13 protein-coding genes and 1 tRNA gene are annotated in these 14,842 nt (G+C 70.0%); 9 read left to right on the forward strand and 5 right to left on the reverse strand.

Annotated elements, in window-relative coordinates; translation table 11 throughout:
* Positions 1-152: 152 nt before the first annotated feature.
* On the reverse strand, positions 153-1,169 hold the full coding sequence (locus ACXVUM_RS14625) for a hypothetical protein (RefSeq protein WP_458522502.1): 1,017 nt from the start codon (positions 1,167-1,169) through the stop codon (positions 153-155).
* A gap of 97 nt (positions 1,170-1,266) precedes the next feature.
* On the opposite strand from ACXVUM_RS14625, the gene ACXVUM_RS14630 reads away from it, so the two are divergent.
* Positions 1,267-2,136 (forward strand): NAD(P)-dependent oxidoreductase, encoded by an 870-nt coding sequence (locus ACXVUM_RS14630; RefSeq protein WP_458522503.1) that lies wholly within the window; start codon positions 1,267-1,269, stop codon positions 2,134-2,136.
* A 110-nt stretch (positions 2,137-2,246) separates the two neighbouring features.
* Positions 2,247-2,585: a hypothetical protein gene (locus tag ACXVUM_RS14635; RefSeq protein ID WP_458522504.1), complete on the forward strand. Its 339-nt coding sequence runs from the start codon at positions 2,247-2,249 to the stop codon at positions 2,583-2,585.
* Positions 2,586-2,595: 10 nt separating this feature from the next.
* Here ACXVUM_RS14635 and ACXVUM_RS14640 read toward each other — a convergent pair whose 3' ends face one another.
* On the reverse strand, positions 2,596-3,576 hold the full coding sequence (locus tag ACXVUM_RS14640) for a GlxA family transcriptional regulator (RefSeq protein WP_458522505.1): 981 nt from the start codon (positions 3,574-3,576) through the stop codon (positions 2,596-2,598).
* Positions 3,577-3,628: 52 nt separating this feature from the next.
* Here ACXVUM_RS14640 and ACXVUM_RS14645 point away from each other — a divergent pair, with 52 nt between their 5' ends.
* From ACXVUM_RS14645 to ACXVUM_RS14655, 3 genes are read left to right on the forward strand one after another with little or no spacing between them, the layout of a single operon-like run.
* Positions 3,629-4,939 (forward strand): MFS transporter, encoded by a 1,311-nt coding sequence (locus ACXVUM_RS14645; protein WP_458522506.1) that lies wholly within the window; start codon positions 3,629-3,631, stop codon positions 4,937-4,939.
* 10 nt (positions 4,940-4,949) lie between these two features.
* Complete coding sequence (locus ACXVUM_RS14650) at positions 4,950-5,378, forward strand: SRPBCC family protein (RefSeq protein ID WP_458522507.1); 429 nt, start codon at positions 4,950-4,952, stop codon at positions 5,376-5,378.
* A gap of 35 nt (positions 5,379-5,413) precedes the next feature.
* Positions 5,414-6,652, forward strand: a complete 1,239-nt coding sequence (locus ACXVUM_RS14655) for an MFS transporter (RefSeq protein ID WP_458522508.1) — start codon at positions 5,414-5,416, stop codon at positions 6,650-6,652.
* Between the two features lie 14 nt (positions 6,653-6,666).
* On the opposite strand, the gene ACXVUM_RS14660 is transcribed toward ACXVUM_RS14655, so the two are convergent.
* Positions 6,667-6,743 (reverse strand) — tRNA-Leu (locus tag ACXVUM_RS14660).
* Between the two features lie 293 nt (positions 6,744-7,036).
* Between ACXVUM_RS14660 and ACXVUM_RS14665 the strand changes: the two genes are divergently transcribed.
* The 3 genes from ACXVUM_RS14665 to ACXVUM_RS14675 all read left to right on the forward strand — a co-directional run bounded on the left by ACXVUM_RS14665 (position 7,037) and on the right by ACXVUM_RS14675 (position 10,960).
* Positions 7,037-8,185 carry a DUF5995 family protein gene (locus ACXVUM_RS14665; RefSeq protein ID WP_458522509.1) on the forward strand — a complete coding sequence of 383 codons (1,149 nt, stop codon included), beginning with the start codon at positions 7,037-7,039 and terminating at the stop codon, positions 8,183-8,185.
* A gap of 143 nt (positions 8,186-8,328) precedes the next feature.
* Positions 8,329-9,195 carry a Bax inhibitor-1/YccA family protein gene (locus tag ACXVUM_RS14670; RefSeq protein WP_458522510.1) on the forward strand — a complete coding sequence of 289 codons (867 nt, stop codon included), beginning with the start codon at positions 8,329-8,331 and terminating at the stop codon, positions 9,193-9,195.
* 286 nt (positions 9,196-9,481) lie between these two features.
* On the forward strand, positions 9,482-10,960 hold the full coding sequence (locus tag ACXVUM_RS14675; RefSeq protein ID WP_458522883.1) for an MDR family MFS transporter: 1,479 nt from the start codon (positions 9,482-9,484) through the stop codon (positions 10,958-10,960).
* Between the two features lie 62 nt (positions 10,961-11,022).
* Here the strand turns inward: ACXVUM_RS14675 and ACXVUM_RS14680 are convergent, their stop codons facing one another.
* The gene (locus tag ACXVUM_RS14680; RefSeq protein WP_458522511.1) at positions 11,023-12,243 is read right to left on the reverse strand and encodes an acetyl-CoA C-acetyltransferase; all 1,221 of its coding nucleotides are present in this window, start codon (positions 12,241-12,243) and stop codon (positions 11,023-11,025) included.
* 72 nt (positions 12,244-12,315) lie between these two features.
* Positions 12,316-13,296 (reverse strand): SGNH/GDSL hydrolase family protein, encoded by a 981-nt coding sequence (locus ACXVUM_RS14685; RefSeq protein WP_458522512.1) that lies wholly within the window; start codon positions 13,294-13,296, stop codon positions 12,316-12,318.
* A 130-nt stretch (positions 13,297-13,426) separates the two neighbouring features.
* Here ACXVUM_RS14685 and ACXVUM_RS14690 point away from each other — a divergent pair, with 130 nt between their 5' ends.
* Entirely contained in the window at positions 13,427-14,818 is a 1,392-nt protein-coding gene (locus ACXVUM_RS14690; RefSeq protein ID WP_458522513.1) for a cystathionine beta-synthase, read from the forward strand.
* Positions 14,819-14,842 lie beyond the last annotated feature (24 nt).

A 14,842-nucleotide genomic window follows, 5' to 3' on the forward strand; every position in this document is an offset into this window, starting at 1 on the left:
CGAGCGGGCCGACACCACCGGCTGTGTCGGATCGGTGGCCACGCGGCGGCGTTCATCGGCACGGTCGGCGGCGGTTTTCGGCCCACTCGGCGGCGGTTTTCGGCACGGTCGGCGAAGTGGTGTGGAACCTCGCGCCGACTCCGACGGGTCGGTCAGACGCCGGCGAGAGTGCGCGTCTCGACGGCGGCCGACCGGCGTGCCCGACGGGCACACACCGCGACGATCGCGGCGCCCATGAGCGCGAACACGACATGGGTCACCAGCCCGAGGATCGTCGACGCCGAACCCAGGCCGCTACCGGTGGAGAACGCGTTCCCCACGTAGACGGCCACTGCGCCGCCCGCGACGGCGACCCGGTGCACGCCGCCCCACGCCGTGGAGCGGGACCACCAGACGACGGCGACGATCACCACGGCGATCGCGACGATCATCATCGCTGTGCCCGGGACGGTCCCGGCGGGCCGGGAGGACTCGAACACGACGCCGGCCGCGACCGTGCACGCACCGACGACCACGGCCGGGGGACAACGGTGGTCGGCCGACGCAGTGCCGCCCCGGCCGCGACGCGACAGCGCGATACCGATCAGCACGACGACCAGCACCACCGTCGTCGCGAGCTGCGGCAGCGACGCGACGTACCCGTCGTTCGCCCCCTGGTTCGCCACCGATGTCATGACGGCACCGATGGTGACGAGGACTCCGAGCACCACGTGACCACGCCGGTTCAGCCACGGCACGTGCCGCCGTCCCCCCGACGCCTCCTCCATCAGCGCTATCGGCGTGGCGATCGACCACGCCGTATGGAGTGTGAGGACGAAGATCGTCCACGGCACCCCGATGCCGAGCGAGTCGACGTGCCCCGGTGTGGTCAAGTGCTGTCCGAGGTAGTCCGGCGCGAACAGCGACATCGTGAGCAGACCCTCCTCGACGAGCCCGAAGGCCAGGCCGAGCAGCACGATCGACGGCCAACCGCCGCCCCGGACGCGGACCACCTCGCGGATGGCGAGAGCGCACCCGCCGTACCAGAGGGACAGCGGCAGGAGCAGCGGCAGCTCGACTATCGAGAAGTCGCCGAGGAAGAACTCCGCGACCAGCGGCGCGAGGAACCACAGGCCTACGGCGGGGCTGTGCACCGCGCGGCCGACCATGCGGGCGGGGAAGTTCGTCATGCAGACGAGTGTTGATGCGGCCGTCGCCCGAATCCCATGACAGACGTCATGGCTTCGGCACGGCAGATGTCACCTGACGCGATGGGATGTGGGAACGATGGCACGAATCGGACTTCTCGGTACAGGGATCATGGGAGCGGGCATGGCGCGCAGCATGATCCGTGCTGGACTCGAGGTCACGGTGTGGAACCGCAGTCACGACAAGGCGGCCCCGCTCGCCGACGACGGCGCGACGGTGGTCACCGATCCGGCCGAGGCTGTCCGTGGCGCCGACGTCGTGGTCACGATGCTCTATGACGCCGACTCGGTCGCCGACGTCGTCGGCCGGGTGGCCGGGGAGTTCGGGGATGACACCGTGTGGCTGCAGACGTCCACGGTGGGTCTCGACGGGGTGCAGCGGCTCGCCCAGCTCGCCCGTGACCACGGCATCGCCCTGCTCGACGCGCCCGTGCTCGGGACGAAGCAGCCCGCCGAGAAGGGCGCGCTGACGGTGCTCGTCGGCGGTGACGAGTCGTTGCGCGACCGCGTCGAGCCGGTGCTCGACGCGATCGGTGCAGGCACCGTGTGGGTCGGATCCGAACCGGGTGACGGCCATCGGTTGAAGCTCGTCGCCAATTCATGGGTGTTGTCGCTGGTCAGCGCGACCGGGCAGGCGGTGGGACTCGCGCAGCGTCTCGGGGTCGACCCTCAACTGTTCCTCGACGCGATCTCCGGTGGACCGCTCGATGCGGGCTACGCCCAGCTCAAGGGAAAAGCGATGCTGCAGCGCGACTTCCCGGCCTCGTTCGGTGCAGACGGCGCCCTCAAGGACGCCGGGCTGATCGCGGATGCGATGGAGTCGGTCGGGATGGACGCGTCGATCATGCAGGCCATCCGCGACCGGTTCGTCGCCACCGTCGACGCCGGTCACGGCGACGACGACATGGCCTCGGTCATCGACGGCTTCGACGCCGACTCGCGGGGCTGAGGGGAAGGCGGAGGAATACCCCGTCGGCGCGGCCAGTTGGACGTTGTGTCCAGTAAACGGTCGCCCCGCTGGGGCGCCTCCGGCACGACCCGACATTGTGAGGAGGGACCATGACTTCTCGAGCAACGCGGACGACTGGTTCTACACCGACCGACGACGTGCAGACCCGACGTGACCACCTGCGCAAGGCCACCCGATGGGGTGCTGTCGGGTGGGTGGCGTTCATGTTCGGCTCGGCTGCGCTCGCCCTGGGGATCGCCGGATTGGTCACCTCGCACACCGTCGCCGGGTCGATCGCACTCGTCGTGTGGGTCGTGCTCTACGGGATCACCCTCTACTCGGTGCGTGCGGGCGCGATGGCTCGCGGCGACCGCACCCTGCAGGAGCACGTCGCCCGCATCCGTCGGGCGCGCTACCGCCAGAACTACCCGCAGCACGGCGACGCCTGAGGTCGATGTCTCAGGCGCTGCCGGTGAACGTCTTCCGGTACGCCGTCGGCGACATGCCCAGGCCGCTGCGCAGGTGGTGACGCAGGTTGTCCGCGCTGCCCAGTCCGGACAGCCGGGCGACCTCGTCGATCGATGATCGGCCGTCCTCCAGCAGTTCGCGCGCGCGATCGACGCGCCGATCACGGATCCACTCACCCGGCGAGGTCCCTGTCTCTGCCGCGAATCGGCGGCTGAACGTCCGTTCGCTCATGCGAGCGTGTGCCGCGAGTCGTGCGATGGTCAGCGTCTCGGTCAGATGGTGCAGCGCCCACTCCCGGGTCGACGAGGTGCTGGCCTCCGGGCTGTCGGGGATCGCGGGGCTGATGAACTGCGCCTGTCCTCCCTCCCGCCAGGGCGAGACGACGCAGTGCCGCGCGACCGCGTTGGCCACAGCCGTCCCGTGGTCGAGCCGCAGCAGGTGCAGACAGAGATCGATGCCCGCGGCGAGTCCTGCGGAGGTGAACGTCCCCGCATCGTCGACGAACAGGACCGTCTCGTCCAGGCGGACCTGCGGATACAGCGTCCGGAAGTCGTCCGCCGCCCACCAGTGCGTCGTCGCGCGCCGTCCGTCGAGCCGGCCGGTCGCCGCGAGCGCGAACGCCCCGGTGCAGATCGAGACCCACCGCGCGTGGGCGGGCACGGTGGACAGCGCGGCGGTGACCTCGGGTGCGAGCGTGCCGTCACGACGGGCCGGGGGATACCGGGTGCCGGGGATGATCAGCGTGTCCGCCTCCGCGAGGGCCTCCGGTCCGGCGGCCGGCTGGAGCCCGTACCCGGTCGTCGTCGGGACGACCGCCCCGTCCGGTGAGCACAGGACGACCTCGTAGAGCGGTTCCCCTCCGGAGCCCTCCGCGTACCCGAAGACCGTCGGCGCGATGGTCGCGTCGAATCCGACGACCGGGGGGAGAAGCAGCACGACGACGCGGTGGGCCATGGCAGGATCTTCCCGCATTATGGCGATCTTGCCAATTGTTCGGGCGCTGCGGGTCCGTCAGGGTCGACGCATGCAGCTGACCCCGGTCCGCCGGATCCACCGCGCGTGGATCGTCGCCGCCGTCGCGTTCGTCGCCATCCTGGGTGCCGCCGGTTTCCGCGCCGTCCCCAGCGTCATGATGGATCCGCTCCATCAGGAGTTCGGGTGGTCCCACGCCACCGTCGGCGCCGCCATGTCGATCAACATGACCCTGTTCGGCCTCACCGCGCCGTTCGCCGCCGCGCTGATGGACCGGTTCGGTGTCCGTCCGGTCCTGACCGTCGCGCTGGTGCTGATCGGTGCCGGGACCGGACTCGGTGCGACGATGACCGCAGAGTGGCAACTGCTGCTGCTGTGGGGTGTGTTGGTCGGCCTCGGGACCGGGTCGATCTCGATGGGGTTCGTCGCGACGGTGGCCACCCGGTGGTTCGTCGAGAAGCGCGGCCTGGTGACCGGCATCCTCACCGCGGCGAGTGCGACCGGCCAACTGATCTTCCTGCCCGTTGTCGCCGCCGCGACCGACCGGTTCGGGTGGCGGGTGGCATCGCTCATCGTGACCGCGGTGGCACTCGCGGTGGTGCCGTTGGTCCTGCTGTTCATCCGCGACCGGCCCGCCGACGTCGGGCTGCGTCCGCTCGGTGCCACCGAGGACGTTCCCGCGACGGCGCTGCCGACAGGGACCTTCGCGGCTGCGTTCTCGGGACTGGCGATCGGTGCGCGAACGCGTGCGTTCTGGCTCCTGGCAGCCAGTTTCGCGATCTGCGGCGCGACGACGAACGGACTCATCGGCACCCACTTCATCCCCGCCGCCGGTGACCACGGGATGCCGACCACGGTCGCCGCGGGGCTCCTCGCGACGATCGGCGTCTTCGACGTCGCCGGCACGGTGTTCTCGGGGTGGCTCACCGATCGGGTGAGCCCGCGGTTGCTGCTGATCGTCTACTACCTCGGGCGCGGGGTGTCCCTCGTCCTTCTGCCCTCACTGCTGTCCCCGCACGCGGAACCGAGCACGTGGGTGTTCATCGTGTTCTACGGGCTGGACTGGGTGGCGACGGTTCCGCCGACCATCGCGATCTGCCGCGAGTGGTTCGGCGATCGCACCCCCATCGTGTTCGGCTGGGTGTTCGCGTCGCACCAGATCGGTGCTGCCGTCGCGGCGTTCGGCGCCGGATGGATCCGCGACACCGACGGCAGTTACGACCTCGCATTCCACCTCGCGGCAGGCTTGTGCGTCGTCGCTGCTGTGTGCTGTGCCGGGATCCGGCCCCCGCGATCGGTGACAGGTCCCACAACGGGAGGCGGTCCGACCGGGTCGACGTTGCAACGCTCGTTGTCACGTTAGAGTTGGCGACATGGTGTCCGGAAACGCACAGGTCGATGTCAAAGCCCCTCGCGCGGAGGTGCTCGCGGCGATCGCCGACGTCGAGAACCTCCCCAGTTGGTCGCCCGTCCACAAGGAGGTCGAGGTCCTCGAGCGCGACGACGACGGCCGCCCCAGCAAGGCCTGGATGAAGGTGTCCCTGATGGGCATCAGCGACGAGCAGACCCTCACCTTCGAGTGGTCGGACTCCGGTGTCACATGGGATCTCGTCGAGGGTGGGCAGCAGAAGGCCCAGCACGCGGTGTACACGCTGACCGACGCCGACGGTGGTGGCACGCACGTCGAGTTCGAGATGAGCCTCGACCCGAAGATCCCGGTGCCCGGGTTCGTGCTGAACAAGGGCAAGAAGGCGATCATCGAGATGGCGACCGAGGGCCTGCGCGACCAGGTCGACGGCTAGGTCGTCCGCGCCCCGGGCGGCCTGCGGTGACCACGGTGGTGCCGCGTCCGGCGACCCGCCCGACGGTTGTCGTGGTGCTCGTCTCGCTGTACTTCGCGCAGGGTCTCCCGTATGGGTTCTTCACGACGGCACTACCCGTCGTACTGCGACAGTCGGGGTATTCGCTCGTCGCGATCAGTGCGACGGGTGTGCTGTTCGCACCGTGGGCGCTGAAGTTCCTGTGGGCACCGTGGGTCGACCGGTACGGAACTCGCCGCCGCTGGGTGGCCTGCATGCAGATCGCTTCGGCGACAGCGGCTCTCGTGCTCGCGTGTGTCGACCTCGGCGCGTCGACGACGCCGCTGTTCGTCGGGGTCGCGCTCATCAACGTCTTCGCCGCGACGCAGGACGTCGCCACCGACGGCATCGCGGTGACCGCGTTGGACTCCCGGGGCCGCGGGGTGGGCAACGGCATCCAGGTCGGCGCTTACCGACTCGGGATGATCGCCGGCGGTGGGGGACTGCTCTGGCTGTACTCGTTCGCCAGTTGGCGTGCACTGTTCGTCGCCATGGCATTGCTGTTGCTGCTCACCACGATTCCGCTTCTGTGGTTCCGCGACGGCGCCGTGTCCGTTCCCTCGCGCGGTGATGTGTCGGCGACCTCGTGGTGGACACGTCTCACACGGCCCGGGGTGATCGCGCTCATCGGTCTCGTCGCGGCCTACAAGTTCGGCAACGCGATGGGGTCCGCGGTGATCGGCCCCTTCCTGTCCGACCGGGGGCTGACCCTGCGGCAGATCGCACTGCTCGACGGCGCGATCTCCTCCGGGGCGGCGCTGGCGGGCGCCGCGATCGGAGGGCTGCTGGCGTTCCGACTCTCCCGGACCACCGCCGTCCTCGTCGGCGGCGTCGCGCAGTCCGCCGCTCTGGTGGTCTACGTCGCCGCCGCAGCCGGTCTCGGCGGCGTGCCGACGATCGTCGCGGCGACGGTGGCCGAGCACGTCTGCGGCGGGCTCGCGACCGTCGCGGTCTTCGCCCTCATGATGGACTCCGCCGAGAGGGCTTTCGCCGGAACGGACTACACGCTGCTGGCGAGCGCCGTCGTCGTCGTGCAGGGCGCGGCCGGTGTGGCGGCCGGCATCGTCGGCGACGCGTTCGGCTACGTGGCGCTGTATGCGACGTCGACGGTGTTGTCGGCGCTGGGGTGCGTCGTGATGGTGCGGTCGTTGCGGCGCGGTGCCGGGACCGCGCAGTTGCGGACGACGCTGGTGTCGACCGGTCCGGCGAGCGCCTGACGACTCTGCTCCCGTGGTGCCCCCAGTCGGACTCGAACCGACACTCGGCGGATTTTAAGTCCGCTGCCTCTGCCAATTGGGCTATGGGGGCGATGGTTTCTCATCACACATCATTTGTTGTGGTAAGCAGCAGGATTCGCCCGACCCGGCGCCCAACCGCATGCAGGATCGTATGTCGCCCGAGCGCGGGATCGCGCGCCCGGACGCCTTTCGGTGATCCGTCACGAACCGGTGGGTACCGGTCGACGGCGACGCGATGCTGTGCCACCGTGAATCTCGAGGTGGCGTACGGGGACGCGACCATCGGCACCTCTTGACCTCACGGTGTCGGGACGGCACGATGGGGCTTCCCCGTACATGTGAACGGCAAATCGGACTGCGACCATGACTCGTTTCGACCTGGCGACCGACCTCGACTGCAGCGTTGAGCAGGCGTGGCGTCTGCTCACGGACCCCGCGGTCAAGAACCAGTGGTCGCAGGGAATGACCACCGCGCGTGACGTCGGCGGCGACGGCCGTATGGACCGGGCGGGTGCCGTCCGTGAGGTGAAGGTCGCGCTGCCGACCCGCCCGCGCGTCCGGGAGGTCGTCACCTGCGCCGACGAGCCGACACGGTTCGCCTACCGCATCTTCAAAGCGTCCCCGTTGCTCCGCGAGTACTCCTGCCGCATCGACATCGAGCCCACCGACGGGGGCTGTGCGGTCCACTACACGGTCGACGTCGACTTCGTACCCACTGTGGGACCGTTGGTCGCGCCGCCGCTCCGGCGCTCGATCGAGAGGTCGCTGCGAGGCCTGTCGGAGCAGTCGCGTCGTCTCGCGGCGGCGCCCGAGCCGCTCCCGTATCGCCGGCCGCAGCGCCGGTCGTCGGGCGGGGTGGTGGCCCTGCGGCCGGAACTGCAGCGCTATCTCGGTCACCAGCATCTCCTCGCCGAGGAGCTGGCAGACGAGGGCGATCCGAAGTACTGGTTCGCCCGGATGTGCGTGTTGACCACCGAGGAGCTGCTGCGCCGCGTCGACGACGGAAAGTTCGCGGAGCCGGAGTGGATGCTGCGTCTGGCGTCCTCACTACATCGCAGGTACGTCTCCGGGCTGCACGCGTACCGCGCCGGCGGCGCCGTCTCGACCAGATGGCGTACCGCCTGGTCGACATGCGACGAGATCGACAACCCCCGGTCGTTCCGCACGCTCGCCACGGGGGTCATCGCCTGCTCGCGGGCTCACATGGCCGAGGACATGCCGCGCGCGTTGGCCGAGGCTTACGCGGCGGTCGTCGACGAGGGACGCGACTACCGCGAGTTCCGTGCCGACTACCTCGACGTCGCGCCCGTGTACACCGCGGCCGTCGATCGGCTGTGCGCGGAGATGCCCGCTCGGATCGTCCCGCGCGTGTTGCGGGTGTCGGCGCGTGTGCTGCCCGAGGTGCGCGACGCGCTGACCCGGCACTTCTACGACGTCGAGCGCGATCGGATGCGCGCGTTCGACGAGGGGTTCGCCCTGGCCTGCGAGACGCTGGACACGCCGGCCCGATAACGGCGGGTGGGCGGCGCGGAAGGTCAAGAGCAAGTAAAGTCGTCGGGGAACCTCCTCGGCGCGTCCCACGTTGGGGAGATGTACGCCTCTGTCGACGCCCGACCGCCGGTCGGGACAGGCAGAACTTCGAAAGGACCCCAGCGGTGCGAGAGAGCAGCAATCCGGTGATGCGCGGAGTGCTCCGCGACAACCAGAAGGCCGGGGGCTATGCCGGGTTCGGTACCGGTATGGCCGGCGCCGGTCAGGCCGTGTACGGCCAGGCGGGTCAGCCGCAGCAGGTCGACCCGTACACGCGTCCCGGCCAACCGGTCGGTACCCGCGCGCTGACCATCGACGACGTCGTCACCAAGACGGCGATGACGCTCGGCGTCCTCATCCTGTCGTCGATCGTGTCGTACTTCCTCGTCCACCAGAACGTCGCGCTGGCGATGCCGCTGCTGCTGGTCGGCGCGCTCGGCGGTTTCGCGCTGGTGATGGTCGCGAGCTTCGGCCGCAAGCAGGACAGCCCGGCCATCGTGCTGTCCTATGCGGTGCTGGAGGGCCTCTTCGTCGGCGCCGTGTCCTTCGTCTTCGCGAACCTCGCCGTCAGCGGCACGTCGGCGGGCGTGCTCATCGGCCAGGCGATCCTCGGCACGTTCGGTGTGTTCGCCGGCATGCTCGTCGTCTACAAGACCGGCGCGATCCGCGTGACGCCGCGCTTCACCCGGATGCTGTTCGCGGCGCTGATGGGTGTCATCGTCCTGATCCTGGGCAACCTGGTCGTCGGCTTCTTCAACGGCGGTTCCGGCCTGGGTCTGTACGACGGCGGCCCGATCGCGATCATCTTCTCGCTGGTCTGCATCGGTCTGGCGGCGTTCAGCTTCCTCATCGACTTCGACTCGGCCGACCGCCTCATCCGCGCGGGCGCCCCGTCGCGCGCCGCCTGGGGCATCGCCCTCGGCCTGACCGTCACCCTGGTCTGGCTGTACGTCGAGATCCTGCGTCTGCTCAGTTACCTCAACCAGGACTGACCAGAGCGACACCGGCCGTGATCCGGTGACCGTCACGACAGCCCCGCACCGTGAGGTGCGGGGCTGTCGTCGTCTCCGGCGGGGCCCGAAAACCTCTCGATTCCGTCGGGACCGGTTGTTACCGTCTCGTCGGAGTCGCCCCGCAGGTGGCGAGATCGCCCGCCGCGGGCGATGAGATCCGCAGTGGCGTCGGGTCTGTACCCACGACGCATCCCGACGCCGAGAGGACCCCGCCATGACCGTGGCGCAGACGCCGCACGAGGCCTCGACGCCTCCCGATCCGCCGATGTCGGCCCCGGACGGTCGGCTGCCACGGGAACACGTGGTGGTGATCGCCGTGCTGCTGATCGCCACGTTCGTGGTGATCCTCAACGAGACGGTGATGAGTGTCGCCATCCCCGTCCTGCAGCGTGATCTCGGCGTCCCGCCCAGCGTCGGTCAGTGGTTGACGACGGCCTTCATGCTGACGATGGCGGTCGTCATCCCCTTGACCGGGTTCCTCATCCAGCGGTTCGGGACGCGCAGACTGTTCCTCGTCGCCATGAGCGCGTTCACCGCCGGAACCGCGGTGGCCTTCGTCGCACCGGGTTTCGACGTGCTCCTCGTCGCCCGGGTGATCCAGGCCGTGGGGACGGCGATCATGCTGCCGCTGCTGATGACGACGGTCATGACCGTGGTGCCCGAGAACCGTCGCGGCGTGATGATGGGCAACATCTCGGTCGTCATCGCGGTGGCGCCGGCACTCGGGCCGACGCTGTCGGGTCTCGTGCTCGACAACCTCGGGTGGCGGTGGATCTTCGGCGTCGTCGGACCGATCGCGGCGGCCTCGCTCGTCGTCGGGATCATCGCCGTCCGGCCGGTCGGGACCACCACGGCCGCTGCTGTCGACATCCTGTCGATCCCGCTGTCGGTGCTCGGCTTCGGCGGACTCGTCTACGGGCTGGCCGGGATCGGTGAGGCGGCCGACCACTCGGTGGCGACACCCCTGTGGATCCCGTTCACCGTCGGGGCGCTCGCGCTCGCCGCGTTCATCGCGCGTCAGCTGGTCCTGGGGCGCGCCGACAGGGCGCTGCTCGACCTGCGGGTGTTCGCCAGTTCCACGTTCTCGCTGTCGATCCTGGCGATGGTGGTGGCGATGGCGACCATGATGGGCACGTTCATCGTCGTGCCGTACTTCGCGCAGACGGTACTGGGGTTCACCCCGTTCGCGACCGGTCTGGTCACCCTGCCCGGCGGCCTGCTGATGGGACTCGCCGCACCCGTGGTGGGGCGCATCTACGATCTTCGAGGCGCGCGCCCGTTGGTGCTCCCGGGAGCCGTCGCGATCACGGCGGGCGTCTGGTCGTTGTCCGTGGTCGACGGGTCGACGACGATCTGGTGGTTGATCGCCGCGAACATGCTGCTCTGTCTGGGCCTCGCGGCCACCTTCACGCCGTTGATGACCCTCGCGCTGGGGTCCGTTGCACCGGAACGGTATTCGCACGGCTCCGCCGCGCTGGGCACCTTCCAGCAGGTCGCCGGCGCGATGGGGACCGCCCTGTTCGTGACGGTGATGACCGTGGTGGCGTCGGGTGACCATGCGACGGACGACGCCGCGTCGGAGGCGATCGCCCACGGGGTCCGGACCGTCTTCACCGTCGCCGGGTTCCTCGGGATCGCACTGATCGTCATCGTGTGCCTGATCCGCGCCCCGCGTCCGGTCGCGGACGACACCGACTCCGACTCCGACTCCGACACGGGGGACGCGACGGTCGCGACCGTCTGACCCGCCGACGACAACGGGCCGGTGACAGGGGAGTCCCCGTCACCGGCCCGTGCTCGTCGAGGTCAGCTCAGGCGCTCGAGCACCATCGCCATACCCTGCCCACCACCGACACACATCGACTCGACGCCGAAGGTCTTGTCGTGGGTGGCCAGGTTGTTGAGCAGCGTCGCGGTGATGCGGGCACCGGTCATGCCGAAGGGGTGACCCAGCGCGATCGCGCCGCCGGAGACGTTGAGCTTGTCGTGGTCGATGCCGAGCTCGTTCGCCGAGCCGAGCACCTGCACCGCGAACGCCTCGTTGATCTCGAACAGGTCGATGTCGGAGACGGACTTGCCGGCGATCGCGAGCGCCTTGCGGATGGCCTCGATGGGACCGAGCCCCATGATCTCCGGAGACAGGCCGGTGGCCGCGGTGGAGACGATGCGCGCCAACGGCGTCAGACCGAGTTCCTTGGCCTTGGTGTCGCTCATGATCACCACGGCGGCGGCGCCGTCGTTGAGGGGGCAGGCGTTGCCCGCGGTGATGGTGCCGTCGGGACGGAACACCGGCTGCAGCTGCGAGACCTTCTCGTAGGTGGTGCCCGCGCGCGGACCGTCGTCGGTGCTCACCTGGGTGCCGTCGGGCAGCGTGATCGGGGAGATCTCGCGCTCGAAGAAGCCCGACTTGATGGCCTCCTCCGCACGGTTCTGGCTGCGCACACCCCAGCGGTCCTGGTCCTCGCGGGAGATGCCGGTGAAGCTCGCGACGTTCTCCGCGGTCTGGCCCATCGGGATGTACACGTCGGGGATGAGGCCCTGCTCGCGCGGGTCCGTCCACGCCGGTGCGCCGCCCTCGGCCGCCGTGGCGGTGCGGGCCATCGCGTCGTCGAACAGCGGGTTCTTGGTGTCGGGCCAGCCGTCGGCGCTGCCCGTGGCGAAACTGGAGACGCTCTCGGCGCCCGCGGAGATGAAGACGTCGCCCTCGCCGGCCTTGATCGCGTGGAACGCCATGCGGGTGGTCTGCAGCGACGACGAGCAGTAGCGGTTGACGGTGACGCCGGGGACGTGGTCGAGGCCGAGTTCGACGGCGACGACGCGGCCGATGTTGAAGCCGCCCTGTCCACCGGGCTGACCGATGCCGAAGTGGAGGTCGTCGATGTCGGCGGTGTCGAGTGCGGGCACCTTGTCGAGTGCGGCCTGGATCATCTGCCGGCCCATCTCGTCGGGCCGGACCTCGCGCAGGGATCCCTTCCCGGCGCGGCCGATCGGGGAGCGGGCGACGGACACGATGACGGCTTCGGGCATGAGAACTCCTCGGGGTTCGCGGACCGCTCTTTCCGCCGCGGTTCGCTGGTCGGCGGGGTCGCGACAGGGACGTTACGCGGTCGACTCCGACTGCTCGCGCAGCACCGGTTCGTCGATCCGGCGGCGGGGTCGCAGCGGTCGGCCGATCGCGCGACCGATGCGCGCGACGACGCGATTGTTCTCGGCGAACTCCGACACCTCCGGCGGGTCGGGCAGTGGGGCGGCCCCCCATTCACCGATGGAGGCGAGGACCTCGGGCAGCAGCGTCTGCGCCGCGAGGAGGTAGCCCGCGGCGGACGGGTGGTAGTGGTCGGCGGAGAACATGCGTTCGGGCGCGGCGAGGAACTCCCGGGCGAGGAGGTCGGCCAGGGGTACGGGGCGGCCCCCGGCGGCGCGGACCTCGTTCGCCTGGGCGCGGGCCAGCTGGAACCCCCACTGCCGGAGCACGGTGCGCAGCGGTTGGGGGATCGCGGTGACCACGCCGATGTCCGGGCAGGTGCCGACGATGACCTTCGCGTCGACCTCGACGAGGCGGCGAACCGCCGCACCGAGTCGCTTCGCCGAGGGGCGGATGTGGTTCACCGCCGTGATGTCGTTCGCGCCGATGAGGATCACCGCGAGGTCGGGCGGTGGGCCGGCGATGAGCATCGCGTCGACCTGCCCGGCCAGACCGCGTGATGTCGCACCGACGATCGCCTTGGTGCTCAACCGGACCGTGCGACCGGTCTCCCGCGAGAGCATGCGGGTGAGCTGGACGCCCGGGGTCTCGTCGGCGACCTCGGCGCCGAGGCCGGCGGCGGTGGAGTCGCCGAAGACCATGAGGTGCAGGTCGGCGACGACGCCGGGGCGGATGCGCTCGGGCCCGGACCCGTCGGGCCGGTAGAGCCCGTCGCCGTTGGGGGCGTTGTCGGTGCGATGCGGGATGACCTGGCGCGCGATCCGGGCCTGCCCGTTGAGGAAGGTCCACGCCGCCCAGCCGGCGCCGGCGCTGCCGGCGGTCGCGGCCGCGGTCGTCGCGACGTCACGTGCGATCCGTCGACGAGAAGGTGGCACGGCGCCAGGGTACGGCGTCGACCGGCCGTGACGGTCTCCGACAGGCGTGCCACCAGGGGGTGACCCGTCCCGTGTTCGCCAGGGACACATCGGACACCCGCGGCCGTCGCCGGTCTGGAACGATGGAGGCATGCGCATCGCTGATCACATCGTCGACCTGGTCGGCGGCACCCCGTTGGTGAAGGTCCACTCGGTCGTCGCCCCGAACTCGGGCACGGTGGCCGCAAAGGTCGAGTACCTCAACCCGGGTGGCTCGTCGAAGGACCGCATCGCGGTCAAGATGGTCGACGCCGCCGAGGCGTCGGGTGAGCTGAAGGCCGGCGGCACCATCGTCGAACCGACGTCGGGCAACACCGGCGTGGGCCTGGCCCTGGTGGCGCAGCAGCGCGGATACCACTGCGTGTTCGTCTGCCCGGACAAGGTCGGCGAGGACAAGCGCAACGTTCTGCGTGCCTACGGCGCCGAGGTCGTCGTGTGCCCCACCGCGGTCGCCCCGGACAACCCGGACAGCTACTACAGCGTCTCCGATCGCCTGGTGCGTGAGATCGACGGTGCCTGGAAGCCGAACCAGTATGCGAACCCCGCGGGTCCGCAGAGCCACTACGAGACGACCGGTCCGGAGATCTGGGCCGACACCGACGGCAAGATCACCCACTTCGTCGCAGGTGTGGGCACCGGCGGCACCATCACGGGCACGGGTCGCTACCTCAAGGAGATGTCCGACGGACGCGTGAAGGTCATCGGCGCCGACCCCGAGGGCTCGGTGTACTCCGGTGGCACCGGACGGCCGTACCTCGTCGAGGGTGTCGGTGAGGATTTCTGGCCCAGCGCCTACGACCCGTCCATCCCCGACGAGATCATCGCCGTCTCCGACGCCGACTCCTTCGAGATGACCCGTCGCCTCGCCCGTGAGGAGGGGCTGCTCGTCGGCGGCTCCTGCGGCATGGCGATGGTGGCCGCGCTGCGCGTCGCCGAGCGCGAGGGCCCCGACGCGCTGGTCGTGGTGTTGCTGCCCGACGGCGGCCGCGGCTACATGGGCAAGATCTTCAACGACAACTGGATGCGCAGCTACGGGTTCCTGCGGACCCCGCTCGACGGCAAGGAGGCCGCCGAGCCGACGGTCGGCGACGTGCTGCGCGGCAAGTCGGGCTCGCTGCCGGACTTCGTGCACACCCACCCGTCGGAGACCCTGCGCGACGCGATCGAGATCCTGCGGGAGTTCGAGGTGTCGCAGATGCCGGTGGTCGGCGCCGAGCCGCCCATCATGGCCGGCGAGGTCGCGGGGGCGGTCAGCGAACGCGAGCTGCTCAGCGCCGTGTTCGAGGGGCGGGCGAGCCTGGCCGATCCCGTCTCGGCACACATGGGCGAGGCCCTGCCGCTGATCGGTGCGGGCGAGCAGGTGTCCGCGGCGACCAAGGCCCTCGGCGAGTCCGACGCGCTGATGGTGGTCGAGGACGGCAAGCCCATCGGGGTCATCACCCGCCACGACCTGCTCGCGTTCGTCAGCTCCGGCCGCCTCTGATCGCGTCATCCGCCCGGCGATAGG

This window comes from Williamsia sp. SKLECPSW1, assembly GCF_054332755.1.

Bases quoted from the DNA above. Each gene is read 5' to 3' on its own strand.
- ACXVUM_RS14625 (WP_458522502.1), bottom strand. From the start codon at position 1,169: ATGACGAACTTCCCCGCCCGCATGGTCGGCCGCGCGGTGCACAGCCCC.
- ACXVUM_RS14680 (WP_458522511.1), bottom strand. From the start codon at position 12,243: ATGCCCGAAGCCGTCATCGTGTCCGTCGCCCGCTCCCCGATCGGCCGC.
- ACXVUM_RS14690 (WP_458522513.1), top strand. From the start codon at position 13,427: ATGCGCATCGCTGATCACATCGTCGACCTGGTCGGCGGCACCCCGTTG.
- ACXVUM_RS14665 (WP_458522509.1), top strand. From the start codon at position 7,037: ATGACTCGTTTCGACCTGGCGACCGACCTCGACTGCAGCGTTGAGCAG.
- ACXVUM_RS14675 (WP_458522883.1), top strand. From the start codon at position 9,482: ATGTCGGCCCCGGACGGTCGGCTGCCACGGGAACACGTGGTGGTGATC.
- ACXVUM_RS14640 (WP_458522505.1), bottom strand. From the start codon at position 3,576: ATGCGGGAAGATCCTGCCATGGCCCACCGCGTCGTCGTGCTGCTTCTC.
- ACXVUM_RS14645 (WP_458522506.1), top strand. From the start codon at position 3,629: ATGCAGCTGACCCCGGTCCGCCGGATCCACCGCGCGTGGATCGTCGCC.
- ACXVUM_RS14650 (WP_458522507.1), top strand. From the start codon at position 4,950: ATGGTGTCCGGAAACGCACAGGTCGATGTCAAAGCCCCTCGCGCGGAG.
- ACXVUM_RS14630 (WP_458522503.1), top strand. From the start codon at position 1,267: ATGGCACGAATCGGACTTCTCGGTACAGGGATCATGGGAGCGGGCATG.
- ACXVUM_RS14635 (WP_458522504.1), top strand. From the start codon at position 2,247: ATGACTTCTCGAGCAACGCGGACGACTGGTTCTACACCGACCGACGAC.